We start from the raw sequence: 14,956 nt of genomic DNA on the forward strand, positions 1-14,956 counted from the left end.
TACCAAAAAGCAGTTTAATTATTATGTGAGTAGTTCTGGAGTAAAGCAAAAACACATCCAAACATGTTTGGATGTGTTTTTGCTTTACTCATGGTCACTATCATATTGTCCCAAGATACGAACAGCATCTGCTGCAGGCAGTTGTTCGACGTCTTTGAGTTTGCGTTCAATGGATCGGGTGCGTACGGCGGCGGCGTCAATTTGTTTGCTGGCCTGATCTAGTTTTTCCTTAGTCTTGATGAGAACATCTCCGAATTTGCCAAACTCTGTTTTTACAGCGCCCAGAAGGCCCCAGACTTCACTTGAGCGTTTTTCAATCGCCAAGGTCCGAAATCCCATTTGCAGACTATTCAATAATGCCGCCAACGTAGTTGGACCCGTAATACTAATACGATATTGACGCTGTAGGCTGTCACACAGCCCAGGACGTCGTAATACTTCGGCATATAATCCTTCAATAGGCAGAAACATAATAGCAAAGTCAGTAGTATTAGGAGGATCAACATATTTTTCTCTGATGGTCTTAGCTTCTTGGCGAATCCTGGTTTCTAAACTGGCTGCAGCAGCGGCGGCCAGTTCGGCATTAGCCATATCCTGGGCTTCTACAAGCCGTTGATAATCTTCTTGGGGAAACTTGGCATCAATGGGCAGCCAAACAGGGGTATCATTACTATCTTTGCCTGGCAGACGTACGGCAAATTCTACCCGGTCCTGGCTGCCACGCTTTGTTGCCACATTGACAGAATACTGCTCAGGGGTTAGCACTTGTTCTAATAGCGAGGCCAGCTGCATTTCACCCCAGATGCCGCGGGTTTTAACATTGGACAAGACTTTCTTGAGATCGCCAACCCCGGACGCCAGTTGCTGCATTTCACCCAGCCCTTTGTGCACTTGTTCCAGACGCTCGCTCACAAGTTGAAAAGACTCACCCAACCGTTTTTCTAGAGTTGCGTGCAGCTTTTCATCCACCGTTGCTCGCATATCTTCGAGTTTTTTGCTGTTATCAGTTTGAATATCCATGAGTTTACCCTCAATTGTCTCACGCAGCTTGTCAAGTTTTTGCTCATTAAGCTGAACAAGACGAGAAAATCTCTGGTCATTACTGTTAGTAAATTCATGCAGTTGACCTGCCAGTTCTTCACGCAGGATCTTTATAGTGAAAGTCAGTTCTTGGCGATTTTTTCCCAGCTCATCGCGGAGCATTGTCTCAAGGCGTTCCTGATTATAGGCAAGTTGTTTGAACGGCGTTAAGTCTGGACTCCCAGACTTAGTAACCTTTACTAGCAGCAGTAAGAGTAACCCGCCATTACCGATGAGTAAAAGCAGCGTGATTGCAGAAAATATGTCATTCATTAGTTACACCATCCCTTGAATAGTCAGCTTTTTCTTATTCAAGACTAGTGGGGGTAAATCCTGTTAGCCAATAGAAATTTTACTTTTGGTTGCATTTTTTGAATAAAGCAGGAGTTCTTTTGATATTAATAGAAAATAATGCCATGAGTAGATTTTTTCAAATAGTGGCATTGACTTTACAAGGAGGGTTTATATGTCTAATAAAGAACAAATGATAAACCAAACAATTAACAAATATGAGCAATATATTAACCCGGCCATGGCCAAACTGTTCCGATTTATGGGGCTGTCTACCATTGAATGGGAGGCCGAAGGTACTATTATCAAGGACATTGACGGTAAAGAATATGTTGATTGTCTGGGCGGCTATGGGGTATTTAGTCTGGGGCACCGTCACCCCAAAGTGGTTGAGGCTGTTAAGCGCCAACTCGATTTCATGCCGCTATCGAGTAAGGTGTTATTTGATAAGCCAATGGCTGATTTAGCAGAACTTCTGGCTGAAATAACGCCTGGTGACCTTCAATATAGTTTCATTGTCAATAGTGGAACGGAAGCAGTAGAAGGCAGCCTCAAGCTAGCGCGGGTACATACCGGACGGAGTAAGTTTGTTGCTACCACCAATTCGTTTCATGGCAAAACACTAGGTTCCTTGAGTGCTACTGGACGAGAGATGTTCCGGGACCCGTTTCAACCGCTGCTTGCCGGCTTTAGTCATGTGCCATTTGGTGATATTGATGCTTTAGCCCAAGTTGTGGATAATGAGACAGCAGCTGTCATTATTGAACCCATTCAGGGCGAAGGGGGAATCATTGTCCCGCCTGATGCCTATCTGCCTGCAGTACGCGAGATTTGTGACAAAACGGGAGCGCTGTTAATTTGTGATGAAGTACAAACTGGGTTAGGCCGTACTGGCAAAATGTTTGCAGTTGAGCACTATGGTGTGGTGCCTGACATTATAACTACCGCTAAAGCCTTAGGTGGCGGCGTTATGCCGATTGGTGCGTTTACAGCGCGCCCAAAAGTCTGGGATAAGTACATCACCAGTCCATTTTTGCATACCTCAACCTTCGGCGGCAACCCCCTGGCCTGTGCCGCTGCTATCGCCGCTGTCAGCGTTATTCGGGAAGAGGGCCTACTCAGTCGAGCTGAACAAAGCGGTTACTATTTTATGGGTAAGCTAACAGAGCTAGCCAAGGCGTACCCTGAGGTAATAGCCCAAGTACGCGGTAAGGGTCTGATGATTGGCATAGAATTGACTAAAGAAGGTATTGGTGGGTTAATCATGTCTGAAATGATTGACAAAGGTGTTCTCATTGCGTACACTCTTAACAATCCTAAAGTCATGCGAATCGAACCGCCGCTGATTATTGAGCAAGAGCAGATTGACTACGTCATTACAGCTTTGTCAAGCGCATTGGCAAAGGCTCAGGATATGCTGGAAGACCTATAGTTTTGCATGAATAGCATAATTGGACAGGAGGAAATGAAATATGCCATATGTAGAAGTGACTTTGCCTGTTAATGCTGATCGCAGCCAAATTTATCCCATTTTGAAAGATATGGAAAAATACCCCGAGTTTATGGCTGATTTGGTTAGCGTTGAGGTAATTGAACGAAAAGACGATACAACCATAACTAAATGGGTATCCAATGTGGATGGTCGAATTATCAAATGGACTGAACTTGATAATTTTGATGATACTAACATGCATATTAGCTATAAACAAACCGAAGGCGATTTAAAAAAGTTTCAAGGCGAATGGATATTAACACCAATTGAGGGCGGCACCGAGATCAAACTAACCGTTGATTTTGAATTTGGTATTCCGATGATTGCGGGATTGCTTAATCCGATTCTTAAGAGAAAGGTACGGGACAACAGTATGAATATGTTGACCGCCATCAAGGAACGCATGGAAAATCGAGCTTAAACGCTTGTTGTTAATTATAAGTTAATCACTTATAATTAATAATAGATTCAGAAAAAGAATGGAGGAGCGATGTCATCTTTAGCTAGCGTGGAATAGTTAAGACGGTAAAGTTTACTATAGAATAAAATACGCTATGGAGGTGTCTTAATGAACACGCTTAAGACTACTGTTTTACTTGCTGCATTAACGGGGTTGCTAATTGCAGTTGGTGCCTTTTTTGGTGGCACTAAGGGCATGACGTTCATGTTTGTTATTTCGATTTTGATGAACTTTGCCAGCTACTGGTTTAGTGATAAAATTGTACTTAATATGTATGGTGCACAAGCGGTTACGCCCCAAGATGCACCAGATTTAATCCGCATGGTGAGTAATTTGGCGCAAAAGGCCAAACTGCCGATGCCGAAGGTTTATATTATCAATACAGATGTTCCTAACGCCTTTGCCACCGGTCGTGATCCTGAACATGCTGCTGTAGCTGTGACAACAGGTATTATGCGCGCACTCAATTACGAAGAACTGGAAGGCGTTGTCGCTCACGAATTGTCTCATATCAAAAATCGCGACACTTTGATTAGTACCATTGTTGCTAGTCTCGCTGGTGTTATCACCATGATTGCTAATATTGCACAATGGACGGCTATCTTCGGTTTGGGTCGTGGCGATGATGAAGAGGGGGGCGGTATCGGCGGCATTATTGAGTTTGTCTTCCTGGTTGTGCTGGCGCCGCTTGCTGCTACGCTTATCCAGCTTGGTGTTTCTCGTTCACGCGAATATCTGGCTGATCAAACAGGCGGTACTGTATCGGGCAATCCATTAGCGCTAGCCAGTGCCCTTAAGAAGATTGAATACTTTGCCCAGCACCGTGTAATGGCTGAAGCTACTCCGGCTACCTCGCATCTCTTTATTATTAACCCGTTTAGCGGTGCTGGCGGCATGATGGTTAGTCTATTTAGCACCCACCCGGCAACAGCTGATAGAGTGGCTAAATTGGAAGAACAGGCAAAGAAAACAAGGTAAATAGAGTAAAACAATCCCCAGACTTTTCAAAGCCTGGGGATTGTTTTTTTTCATTATAAAAATCGGCGGCAATGACAGGATTACAAGAGGTTAAGTTCTTTGGCAATCATCTTGGTTATTTCTCTGGCTTTGCCGCCGGTTGCTCCGTCTAATGCTTCAATATTGGTTGCGACAATGTATCGCTGGCCATGTTTTTCTATACAACCGACAAACCAGCCTGAAATCCACTTTCCATCCGCAAACCCTGAGCCAGTTTTGCCCATAAATTTGATGCCATTACTGTCTGAGAGCGTGATGTTCTTTTTTACTACTGCCAGTGTGCTTTCTGAAAACGGCAATTGCTTGGAATATAGTTTATTAAGTAGGTTTACTTGTTCTATAGCTGAGATTTGTAAGGAGGATCGTAGCCAGAACGTGGTCAATCCGCCAGACATATCTCGATTGCCGTAATCAATTTTATTTAGGTACTCCTGCATGCGTTCTTGCCCTATACGCGATGCAAGCTCCTGGAAGTACCAAACGACTGACTCTTGAGTGGCAGATGCCAGCGTGTGGTCATGGTTCCAGTAGGGGAAATCGTACTTTGTTCCGTTCCATTTAAACAGGGTGAATACATCCTCCTGATCTAATACACCTGTTTCTAGTCCAATGAGGGAATTGTAAATTTTAAAGGTTGAACAAGGGGAGAGCCTTTTTTTGCTTTGCAATTCGTTGTAAATCACATAGTGATCGTTTGCCGGGTCATACATAACGAAGGTACCGGTAAAGCCGGTAAAGTATTTCTCAAAATCATTCCTTACGGTGACTTCGGCCGCACTCGCACCACTTAGTGTAAGGTTGAGAGCCACCACGCACAGTACGAGCACAAGGATTTTTTTCACTTAATCATTCCTCCTAATAGTTCCTTCAATAATCAAGTATACTCTAAACAGTGTAAAAAAAAATTACGATACGCTTACAAAATCATTACAAGAAAAGATGCTAGCACCAAACTGATACAGTCCTAATGTCAGCATCTTAGTCGATTTCCAAAATACAACCTTGGCCTCTGCGAGTTTTTACAATACGGCGATAATGGCCGAGCTTTTGGCGAAGACGGTAAAGCAAAATGTTTATCTCATCGACTCCCACATCAGGAACGCCATCGTCGAGATGAGTACGTTCAGTCCATACGGCTATCCGTATGTCTGAATAGCTAACAAGATTATTGCGGTTTTTATTAAATAAATCCAATAAGCGCCATTCCTTGACAGACAAAGGTACTTCTACGTTGTTAATATAAAGCGCTTTGCGCGTTGTGTCGATAACGACAGGTAAGATTGATTGGGATTTGCCCACAGTCTGCAGTGACTGCGTAGTATCAAAGTCAAGTGTTTTTTCAAATTCCGGCGAGATTGTAAACCGAATCAAAACAATACCAGAAGCAAGAATGATTTTGTCCCCATTATGTAAGGTATACGGAAGGTAAGGTTCTAATTGTTTACCATTTAGCGATGTGCCATGTTTACTGCCTAATTCAGAGATTGACCATATCCCATTAAGTTGTGAAATGCAACAATGTTTACGGGATATAAGTAAACTGCCAAATGATATATCAGGTTTGAACAAGCTGGTGGCTCGTCCTAAGATTACTTCGCTTTGCGGCAATGAAAAGTACATCCCTTTTCCATGCGGGGCACCAATTTCCACTATTAATCGGGCCAAAGAGGATTTGCTTTGTACTAGCATAAGATCACCTTCTTAAAACTGCAATAGTACTTTAATGTTATACCCAATAAATCATGAATGCAATTAGTATTTGTTTTGTTAGAATGTCTTGTATTGTAGCGGCTAATAGCAAGTTCGGGAGGAGTACTCAAAAAAAACTGTTAAATTTTGTAGTTAGCAAATCCTTTTGCAGGATATAGGCTAATAGGTAGGGAAAAATATACTAGTTTTTAATACAAGGAGGTTGGCCAATGAAAATAGTACGATTTGAAATTGATAATACGATTAGCTACGGAGTTTTAGCAGCAGAAAACCAGATTCATGTGCTAAGTGGCGATGTATTCAACAATACCTTCACTGAAACTGGTAAAAGACTATCTCTAGACAACGTTACATTGCTGGCACCCTGTGTACCCAGCAAAGCCGTGTGCATTGGTCTTAATTATCATGATCATGCGCGGGAAATGAATCTTACACTGCCGGAAGAGCCATTACTATTTCTCAAGCCATCCTCAGCATTAAATCATCCTGGCGGCACTATCGAGTATCCAGCCATATCTAAGAACCTTCATTATGAAGGTGAACTAGCCATTGTGATTAAGAAAGAAGCGCGTAAAGTTCCTGTCGAAACAGCCTTTGAGTATGTATTTGGTTATACTTGTGCCAATGATGTAACTGCCCGCGATATTCAGATGAAGGACAGTCAATGGACGCGTGGTAAGTCATTTGATACTTTTTTGCCGTTAGGTCCCTGCATTGAGACCGAGTTTGACCCGCATAATGCTGCTATTAGACTTTTGCTCAATGGGGAGATTAAACAGTCATCTACTACAGCCAACCTGATATTTAAGGTTCCTGAAATGGTGGCTTTCATCAGTCAGGTCATGACCCTGTATCCCGGTGATGTCATCCTGACCGGTACACCTTCCGGCGTAGGCCCGATGCAGGTCGGAGACACCGTTACCGTTGAGATTGATGGTATTGGTCGTCTGAATAATAGTATTGTGTCCGGCTGAGAAAAGGAGTGATTATTTATAAGTATGAATAATGCCGCCGAAAGAACTTTGGTGCTTTTAAAACCTGATGCGGTACAAAGAAAACTTTGTGGTGAAATTATCCATCGATTTGAACGAAAAGGATTGTTGCTTGCTGCTCTAAAACTGCTTCAATTAACGCCTGAATTGGCTGCTAGTCATTATGCCGAGCATGTAGGTAAATCATTTTACCCAGCTCTTGTCGATTTTATTACTTCCGGTCCTGTAGTAGCCCTAGTATTGACCGGACCCAATGCCATCAAAATTGTCAGAACCATGATGGGACCGACCAATCCTGCTGAGGCCCTGCCAGGAACCATTCGCGGTGACTATGCTATGGTTATGTCGCACAACATTGTACATGGTTCTGATAGCGCCATTAGCGCAGCACGAGAAATAGCTATTTATTTTACTGAACAGGAGCTTGTTCAGTATCATTTGGAGGATTGTCATGAGTAAAGTTTATACTAAAACCGGCGATAAAGGCACAACTGGTCTTTTAACCGGTGAGCGAGTCAAGAAAACCAGTGCCAGAGTAGAATCCTATGGTACTGTCGATGAAATCAACTCAGCATTAGGTTTGGCCCGCGCCAATTGCACCAACCCAGAAGTCAAAGAAGCCGTATTAAAACTACAAAAACTGTTGATGTTAATTATGGCCGATTTAGCCAGTGGCAACGCTAAAGAGCAATATGTAACAAACGACCATGTTACCACACTTGAACAAATGATTGATGCGTTTGATGCCAAGCTACCACCGCTAAAAAGCTTTATTATTCCTGGTGATACTCCGGGAGCCGCGGCTCTGGATTTGGCACGAACTGTAACTAGGCGGGCCGAGCGCCAGACCTTACGGTTTAAGGAAGAAGAGACTGACGCTAATGTGACAGAGCATTTACTTATCAGCCTAAATCGGTTGTCAGATTTTTGTTTTGTATTATCGCGTTTTGAGGCCGAAAGTACGAAATAACTTTTCTAACCTGACAGATATAGCACAACTTTGCTTGAACCGCATAAACTATATCGATAGCATAAGGATGCAGGAGCTATAGTTAATAGCTAATATAAGGGGGCGAGCACTGTGAATTTTCATTTTTATGTAATGTCACTTCCAGGACCGCTACGTAAATTGATGCGTATGTTCTTGAAAGGATAGAACAATTCCATATATACAAAAAGAGCTATTGTACTGCAGTAGCTCTTTTGTATTTTTTGCAAATTTTGTCGGGTATACTAATTGTCATATTTATTGGGAAAAATTTATAAATATGGAATAAAGAATAGATAAATTCTTTATTTTAATGCAAACTAAATAGACAGAAAAGAAGGAATATTTATAGTAAACAGAGAATTAGTTTGAGTATAATGTCAGTAATGAATTTAAGCAGACCACAACAGGAGGGGACTAGCCATGAAAGAGTACAAGAGCGACAAGTTGAGAAATGTTGGAATTGTAGCCCACGGTGGAGCCGGTAAGACATCCTTAACAGAAGCCATGCTATTTAATTCTGGCGCGGTTAACCGTTTGGGACGTGTTGATGATGGTTCGGCGACAACTGACTTTGAACCAGAAGAAGTTAAACGTAAAGTAACAATTAGTACGGCTTTGGCGCCTTGTGAGTGGCGCGATCATAAGATAAATTTTGTTGATACTCCTGGCTATGCTGATTTTGTAGCTGAAGTTAAGGGCGCACTACGTGCTGTCGATAGTGCGCTCATTGTGCTGTGTGCCGCTGCCGGCGTCGAAGTGGAAACCGAAAAAGTATGGAATTATGCCACTGAATTATCCTTGCCACGTATAGGCTTTATAAACAAAATGGACCGGGAAAACGCTGACTTTTATAGTGTTGTCGAAAGGATGAAAGAGAAATTCGGCAATGGCGTTATCCCGGTTCAATTGCCTATTGGTGCCCAGGATAGTTTTAACGGCGTTGTTAATGTGCTTACCATGAAGGCTTATTTAGCAGCGAAAAATAGTAAGGAATGTACCGAGACAGATATCCCGGCAGATATGCTGGAGCAAGCCCAGGAAGCAAGAGCAGCACTTATTGAAGTTGCTGCCGAAGGAAATGATGAACTTTTAACAAAATACCTTGAAGGGGAAGAGTTGAGTAATGAAGAAGTAAAAATCGGTTTATTGGCTGGCATTGCTCAAGCCAAAGTATTTCCAGTACTTTGCGGTTCGGCTCTTAAAAATATTGGTGTGCGACAAGCGTTGGACACTATTATCAGCTGTCTGCCAGCTCCAGATGCCACGCCGATTCTCGGCTATCATCCGGTAAGCAAAGATCTTATTGAAAGAAGCGCTGCCGATCCATTTTCCGCAATGGTATTTAAAACCACTGCCGACCCGTTTGTCGGTCGCCTAAGCTATATTCGCCTGTTCTCAGGAAGTATGAAGTCAGATAGTACGCTGTATAATGCCACCAAAGAAAAATCTGAGCGTATAGGTACAATCTTTACCTTGCGTGGCAAGCATCAAGAACCAGTCACCACCATGCATGCTGGCGATATTGTTGTGGTGGCGAAATTACAGGAAACCGCTACTGGTGATTCGCTCTGCGATAAAGATAAACCTATTTTATTTGAACCAATTGCTTATCCTAAACCCATGTTTACCAGAACTATTGAGGCCAAGAATAAAGGCGACGAGGATAAGATTGGTCAGGCGTTGGCCCGCCTTATGGATGAGGATCCTACTTTCAAAGTACGTAAGAACGTGGAAACCCATCAGTTACTCATTTCCGGTATGGGCGAACTGCACTTGGATATTATGTCTGAGCGTATGAAACGAAAATTCGGAGTTGAAACACTGCTTGCTACCCCAAAAATTCCTTACCGTGAAACCATTCGTGGTTCAGCCAAAGTGGAAGGCAAACATAAAAAACAAAGTGGTGGCCACGGTCAGTATGGTCATGTCTGGTTGCAGCTTGACCCGTTAGCTCCAGGTGCTGAATTTGAGTTTGTTGACTCTATTTTTGGTGGAGCTGTACCTCGCCAGTATATTCCCGCTGTTGAAAAAGGGGTAAGAGAGGCATTATCTGGCGGACTACTCGCTGGTTATCCTATGGTTGATGTCAAGGTAACCTTAACTGATGGTTCGTATCATACGGTTGATTCATCAGAGATGGCCTTCAAAATTGCCAGTACCATAGCATTGCGCAAAGGAGTGCTACAAGCCAAGCCTGTTTTACTTGAGCCAATTTATTCTATAGAGGTTATTGTGCCTGAATCTTATATGGGTGATGTTATTGGCGATCTTAATACTAAACGGGGGCGAATTCAAGGCATGGAGCCCATCGGGGACGGTTTGGGCCGGGTCAAGGCCCAAGTACCATTGGCAGAAATGTTTCGCTACAGCATTGATTTGCGTTCTATTACTCAAGGGCGGGGTTCATTTGATATGAATTTCTCCCACTATGAAGATGTCCCGGCACGTATTGCTGAAACGATTATTGCAAATGCGAAGAAAGATAAAATAGAAGAAGCTTAACAAAATAAACGATGAAAGCCTTGGCAGATGAGTAAACGCTGCCAAGGCTTTTGAATTTGTAGTACTAAAATACTGGCAGCAATGGGCCATGGCGAAAATAATGTTTCGCCATGGCCCATTGCTTTTTTTCTGCAAACACACGTTGTTTATGAAAAGATGCAATAACTTGTTGACAATAAAAGGGCTTAGTGATATATTATACCCCAACAGAATATCCAAAAAGTAATGAGCAGAACCCTGAAATGGAAAGTCATTTCTGCAAAGAGCCGTCAGGTATCTTTCGCCTTTGATACGGTAATACGTATTGGGGACGAAGGATTTTTTATTCGATTTTTGAGACTGGATAAAAGCATCCGGAATGTCATTTCAATTTTTTCAAAAGGAACTGCCGGATATTCTGAAAAAATTACCAGCCTGCAGTCGACATGATGCCTGATCGCGACATGGGATTGCAGATGCACATAAACGGAAAGGACTTGTATTACATTATGACTGGTTTAACTTTATTAGGTATTGCATTAATTGTCTGTGCAAGTGGTTATTTCATCTATGGCCGCTGGTTGACAAAGATCTGGGGCATTGATCCTTGTGCTAAAACGCCGGCTTATCGTTTTGAAGACGGCAATGACTATGTTCCTTCTTCAAAATTCACGGTATTTGCTCATCAATTTTCTTCTATTACAGGCGCAGGTCCAGTTACCGGGCCGATTATCGCGGCGATGTTTGGCTGGGTGCCAGTGATGCTCTGGTTGATGATCGGCGGGATTTTCTTTGGTGCTGTTCAGGATTTTACAGCTTTATACGCTTCCGTCAAAAATGAAGGCAAGTCTATGGGGATGCTGATTGAAAAATACATTGGTAAAACCGGAAAACAAATGTTCCTGCTCTTTTCCTGGCTTTTTACTTTGTTAGTAACAGCAGCCTTTGCAGATATTGTTGCCAGCACTTTCAATGGTTTTGGCACTAATGGTGCACTGGCTACCCCAAATGCTGCTGCCGCCTCCATTTCGATGTTGTATATCATTGTTGCTATTTTATTCGGACTTTTTTTGAAAAAATATCCATTGTCAGAAAAACCAAAACTGGCACTCGGTATTCTTTTGATTCTTGGTATGCTGGCAGCCGGTATTGCTTATCCGCTTTATTTGGATAAGACAACATGGATTTATGTCGTTTTTGCTTATATGTTTATGGCTGCTGTTATGCCGATGTGGCTACTGATGGAGCCGCGCGACTATTTGAGTTCATTCCTGTTGCTCGGTATGATTGCGAGCGGTGTTGTTGGTGTTATTTTTACCAATCCTGTTATTGAATTGCCGGCCTTTGTTGGTTTTGAAGTAAATGGCAAGCCGATGTTTCCGCTTCTTTTTATTACAATTGCATGTGGTGCCGTTTCTGGCTTTCATAGCTTAGTTTCTTCCGGTACTTCTTCCAAAACAATTTCCAATGAAAAAGATATGCTGTTTGTCGGTTACGGTTCCATGATGATTGAGACCATTCTGGCTGTCGTTGCTTTGATCGTTGTTGGCGCGGCCGCCACCGGTGGTGTGATGCCTAAAGGTACACCGTTCCAGATATTCTCTGCTTCTGTTGGCAATTTTCTGTCCATGTTCGGTCTGTCCAGCTTTGTAGCAACTTGTGTTGTTACGATGTGTGTATCTGCATTAGCTCTGACTACGTTAGATTCCGTCGGGCGTATCGGACGGATGTGTTTCCAGGAATTATTCACAGATGATACGACTGATCCAATAAAGATGTCGCTAATGCAGCGTGTGATGACCAATAAATATGTTGCTACCATTATCACTCTATTTTTTGGTTATTTGCTTTGCCTGGGCGGATATATGAATGTTTGGCCATTATTCGGCGCAGCAAATCAACTGTGTGCTGCGTTGGTACTGATTGCGCTGGCTGTATTTATGAAAGTCACTGGACGTCAAGGGAAAATGCTGTACATTCCAATGTGCTTTATGTTTGTCGTTACGCTGATTTCATTGGTTATGTCAATTTACGGTATCGTCCATAAAATTATCTATACTGGCGGTTTTTCTTTCCTGACTGATGGTCTGCAGTTAATCGTGGCCATTGCGTTGATTACATTGGCACTTCTGATTGCATCTAACAGTTTTAGAAAATTAGTTGATTCTTCTTCTAACAACCTATCTGTTCGGTAAGACGAAAAGAAAAAATAAATTTTGGGTTATTGTTATGGTAGTTAGATAGTATTATAGTGATTAGCAAGAATATAAAAGGGGCCGTAAGAATGGCTTCTTTTTTGTTGATGAGATTGAGTGAGTAGGGTACTCAATATTAGAATTGACATAACTGAGTAGACATGATAACATATAAAAGTTGCTATAAACGTCAAAAGTAATTGGCACGAATAATGTATGTTTTAGCTCTGTAAAGCCGATCAATTGGCAGTCTTTCTTCTGTGATATTTTCAGAGAATATATCTTATGATCATATATCAATCTAATTAGTGACTCCGTAGCTCAGCTGGATAGAGCGTTTGACTACGAATCAAAAGGTCGCAGGTTCGAATCCTGCCGGGGTCGCCATATAAGCAGAGAGCCCAAGAAAGCGAGCCGAGAGGCGAAGACTGATTGGTGCGAATCGCTTAGTTCCAAGCGATAGAGCGGAACATCCTATAATATTTCAAGGGTTTTACGAGGTTTTCGTAAAGCCTTTTTTCGTTTTCATAGCAGTTTTACAACAACCGTACAACAATGCGGCAGAAACTGCATTGTTGTACGGTTACTGTAGTGGTGTCTCATGAGTGATCGTTGCGACCGGAAAGGAAGAATTCAGCCATGAGGCAATTTTTCCTGGCCGCCGGATATCCTGTGGGTGTAGACATTGAGCAGCATTTGCGTGGTACTGTGGCCCAGGCGGTACTGGGCATCCTTGATACTGACGCCGTTGGCCGAAAGGCGGCTGGCGTGGTGGGCGGGGAATTGGAACGCATATCCGTATGGGTATAATCTAGGGATACGTTTTTATTGGTCTGAGCCTCTTTCAGTGCCCAAACTGACTGTTCTTGGCGTGCTTCTACAATTTGCAATGCCGGATTATTCTTATACGTCAGAGCAATACTCTCATCAAGTGAGCTCCAGCGGCGCTGCCAGGGCGGTTTGGCAAAATATAACGAAAGCGGTAGCCGTCACAACGAATGTATTAACGAGAATAGATGGTGATTTCACGGTTTCTCCTTTCGATTGGATTATTTTAAGTTTATATTGTTTTGCCCGCGATCTTTAGATAAGCAGCACGGTGACAGGGCAATGCGGCGTTTAAAGTCAAACAGCACGCTTGCAGGCGCGCTGTTTGACTTGGAATGATCCCGGAAACGAATCTAAGCTACGTTACTTAGTGCTGAATTGATTATAGACCGGGTCGGTATAGCTGCAGCGGTGGCTTACTTCTTTGATTACTATACCATGGGTTATATCAATTAGTTGGGTATGAGCAATCGTTTCTTTTCCGGTGCCGGTAATCCAAGAGTGTGCGCGGAATCCCCACTCTGGATATTCCCGGTCATAGGTGACAGGAACTTGTTTTTCGGGATAGGCCCGAGGCCCGTCGCCATCCTTGGCGAAGCACATGCCAGAACTTAAACCTGCTATCATGGTCGCCATTAGGAACGCAAATAAGGTTTTTTTCATTATATTTCAACTCCTTTGATGTATTGAGGCAACTTACTTTAATTACAAACATTTTCCGATGCTGAGACTAAAACGGGGGTGGACGGGGATAGAGAACGTGGCAAAATGATAATTTTCTTGATAGGGTAACGCGTTCATTATGGATAAGACGGCAAAGATGCCGGGAAACATTTGAAACTTGTAACAAGATTTTGAGCAAATATTTGTCATTACGCTGCATTGCCGCTGTCAGCTGATCAATAAATATATGGGGAAAAGACTGCCGCGGTTTTAGTGAGATAAAGATTATTTGATAATCAAAACAGGACATGAGGAATGCTGGACGACGTATGTGCTGACACTTCCCAGAAGCAAACCGGAAATCGTTCCTAATCCCCGGCTGCCAATGACGATGACATCATAGCCATGTTGTGCGGCAAAATCGGTAATCAGAAGGCGCGGTTCGCCAACTTCGCTGTGTGTTTGAACGAGTATGCCTTCCGGAACTTGTTTGATCGCTTCTGCCAGAATTGCTTTAGCAAAGTTTTACGGGATCTGTAGATGCGTTTGGCGGGATTTTAGCTCCCTTAACTTGGTCATATAAAGGGACTTGCTGCGATAAAACTGATACGTAAAGAATCCCGATTTCGGCAGCAAAGGAACGGGCTAACGCTACTGCATGAGACAATGCCTTGCGGGAATGGACAGAACCGTCTACGGGGACTAAAATTTTTTTATACAAAACCTCCATGATAAGCAACTCCTTATAAAAATGTA

15 protein-coding genes and 1 tRNA gene are annotated in these 14,956 nt (G+C 42.9%); 10 read left to right on the top strand and 6 right to left on the bottom strand.

Annotation, left to right across the window (positions count from 1 at the left end):
- Positions 1–84: 84 nt before the first annotated feature.
- The gene (locus ACZ449_RS08965; RefSeq protein WP_464260684.1) at positions 85–1,353 is read right to left on the bottom strand and encodes a DNA recombination protein RmuC; all 1,269 of its coding nucleotides are present in this window, start codon (positions 1,351–1,353) and stop codon (positions 85–87) included.
- A gap of 193 nt (positions 1,354–1,546) precedes the next feature.
- On the opposite strand from ACZ449_RS08965, the gene ACZ449_RS08970 reads away from it, so the two are divergent.
- The 3 genes from ACZ449_RS08970 (at position 1,547) to htpX (ending at position 4,301) form a co-directional block, all read left to right on the top strand.
- Complete coding sequence (locus tag ACZ449_RS08970) at positions 1,547–2,803, top strand: acetylornithine/succinylornithine family transaminase (RefSeq protein WP_464260685.1); 1,257 nt, start codon at positions 1,547–1,549, stop codon at positions 2,801–2,803.
- Positions 2,804–2,843: 40 nt separating this feature from the next.
- On the top strand, positions 2,844–3,284 hold the full coding sequence (locus ACZ449_RS08975) for a type II toxin-antitoxin system RatA family toxin (protein WP_464260686.1): 441 nt from the start codon (positions 2,844–2,846) through the stop codon (positions 3,282–3,284).
- Positions 3,285–3,431: 147 nt separating this feature from the next.
- Positions 3,432–4,301 (top strand): zinc metalloprotease HtpX, encoded by an 870-nt coding sequence (gene htpX, locus ACZ449_RS08980; RefSeq protein WP_464260687.1) that lies wholly within the window; start codon positions 3,432–3,434, stop codon positions 4,299–4,301.
- An 80-nt stretch (positions 4,302–4,381) separates the two neighbouring features.
- Here htpX and ACZ449_RS08985 read toward each other — a convergent pair whose 3' ends face one another.
- Both ACZ449_RS08985 and ACZ449_RS08990 read right to left on the bottom strand, forming a co-directional pair.
- The gene (locus ACZ449_RS08985; RefSeq protein ID WP_464260688.1) at positions 4,382–5,182 is read right to left on the bottom strand and encodes a penicillin-binding transpeptidase domain-containing protein; all 801 of its coding nucleotides are present in this window, start codon (positions 5,180–5,182) and stop codon (positions 4,382–4,384) included.
- Positions 5,183–5,318: 136 nt separating this feature from the next.
- Positions 5,319–6,029 (bottom strand): FHA domain-containing protein, encoded by a 711-nt coding sequence (locus tag ACZ449_RS08990; RefSeq protein WP_464260689.1) that lies wholly within the window; start codon positions 6,027–6,029, stop codon positions 5,319–5,321.
- 230 nt (positions 6,030–6,259) lie between these two features.
- On the opposite strand from ACZ449_RS08990, the gene ACZ449_RS08995 reads away from it, so the two are divergent.
- The 7 genes from ACZ449_RS08995 to ACZ449_RS09025 all read left to right on the top strand — a co-directional run bounded on the left by ACZ449_RS08995 (position 6,260) and on the right by ACZ449_RS09025 (position 13,519).
- On the top strand, positions 6,260–7,024 hold the full coding sequence (locus tag ACZ449_RS08995) for a fumarylacetoacetate hydrolase family protein (RefSeq protein ID WP_464260690.1): 765 nt from the start codon (positions 6,260–6,262) through the stop codon (positions 7,022–7,024).
- Positions 7,025–7,048: 24 nt separating this feature from the next.
- On the top strand, positions 7,049–7,501 hold the full coding sequence (gene ndk, locus ACZ449_RS09000) for a nucleoside-diphosphate kinase (protein WP_464260691.1): 453 nt from the start codon (positions 7,049–7,051) through the stop codon (positions 7,499–7,501).
- Positions 7,494–8,012 (top strand): cob(I)yrinic acid a,c-diamide adenosyltransferase, encoded by a 519-nt coding sequence (locus ACZ449_RS09005; RefSeq protein ID WP_464260692.1) that lies wholly within the window; start codon positions 7,494–7,496, stop codon positions 8,010–8,012. Before ndk ends, ACZ449_RS09005 begins: the two co-directional genes overlap by 8 nt.
- Before the next feature lie 441 nt (positions 8,013–8,453).
- Positions 8,454–10,535 carry an elongation factor G gene (fusA, locus tag ACZ449_RS09010; protein ID WP_464260693.1) on the top strand — a complete coding sequence of 694 codons (2,082 nt, stop codon included), beginning with the start codon at positions 8,454–8,456 and terminating at the stop codon, positions 10,533–10,535.
- 488 nt (positions 10,536–11,023) lie between these two features.
- Positions 11,024–12,709: a carbon starvation CstA family protein gene (locus ACZ449_RS09015; RefSeq protein WP_464260694.1), complete on the top strand. Its 1,686-nt coding sequence runs from the start codon at positions 11,024–11,026 to the stop codon at positions 12,707–12,709.
- Between the two features lie 310 nt (positions 12,710–13,019).
- Positions 13,020–13,096 (top strand) — tRNA-Arg (locus tag ACZ449_RS09020).
- Positions 13,097–13,348: 252 nt separating this feature from the next.
- Entirely contained in the window at positions 13,349–13,519 is a 171-nt protein-coding gene (locus ACZ449_RS09025; protein WP_464260695.1) for a hypothetical protein, read from the top strand.
- Between the two features lie 381 nt (positions 13,520–13,900).
- Here the strand turns inward: ACZ449_RS09025 and ACZ449_RS09030 are convergent, their stop codons facing one another.
- The 3 genes from ACZ449_RS09030 to ACZ449_RS09040 form a co-directional block, all read right to left on the bottom strand.
- Positions 13,901–14,200, bottom strand: coding sequence for a hypothetical protein (locus ACZ449_RS09030; protein ID WP_464260696.1), 300 nt, complete (start codon positions 14,198–14,200; stop codon positions 13,901–13,903).
- 285 nt (positions 14,201–14,485) lie between these two features.
- Positions 14,486–14,710, bottom strand: coding sequence for a universal stress protein (locus ACZ449_RS09035; RefSeq protein ID WP_464261844.1), 225 nt, complete (start codon positions 14,708–14,710; stop codon positions 14,486–14,488).
- A 4-nt stretch (positions 14,711–14,714) separates the two neighbouring features.
- The gene (locus ACZ449_RS09040; protein ID WP_464260697.1) at positions 14,715–14,930 is read right to left on the bottom strand and encodes a universal stress protein; all 216 of its coding nucleotides are present in this window, start codon (positions 14,928–14,930) and stop codon (positions 14,715–14,717) included.
- Between the last annotated feature and the right edge of the window lie 26 nt (positions 14,931–14,956).

The sequence above is a fragment of the Desulfosporomusa polytropa genome, from assembly GCF_055380075.1.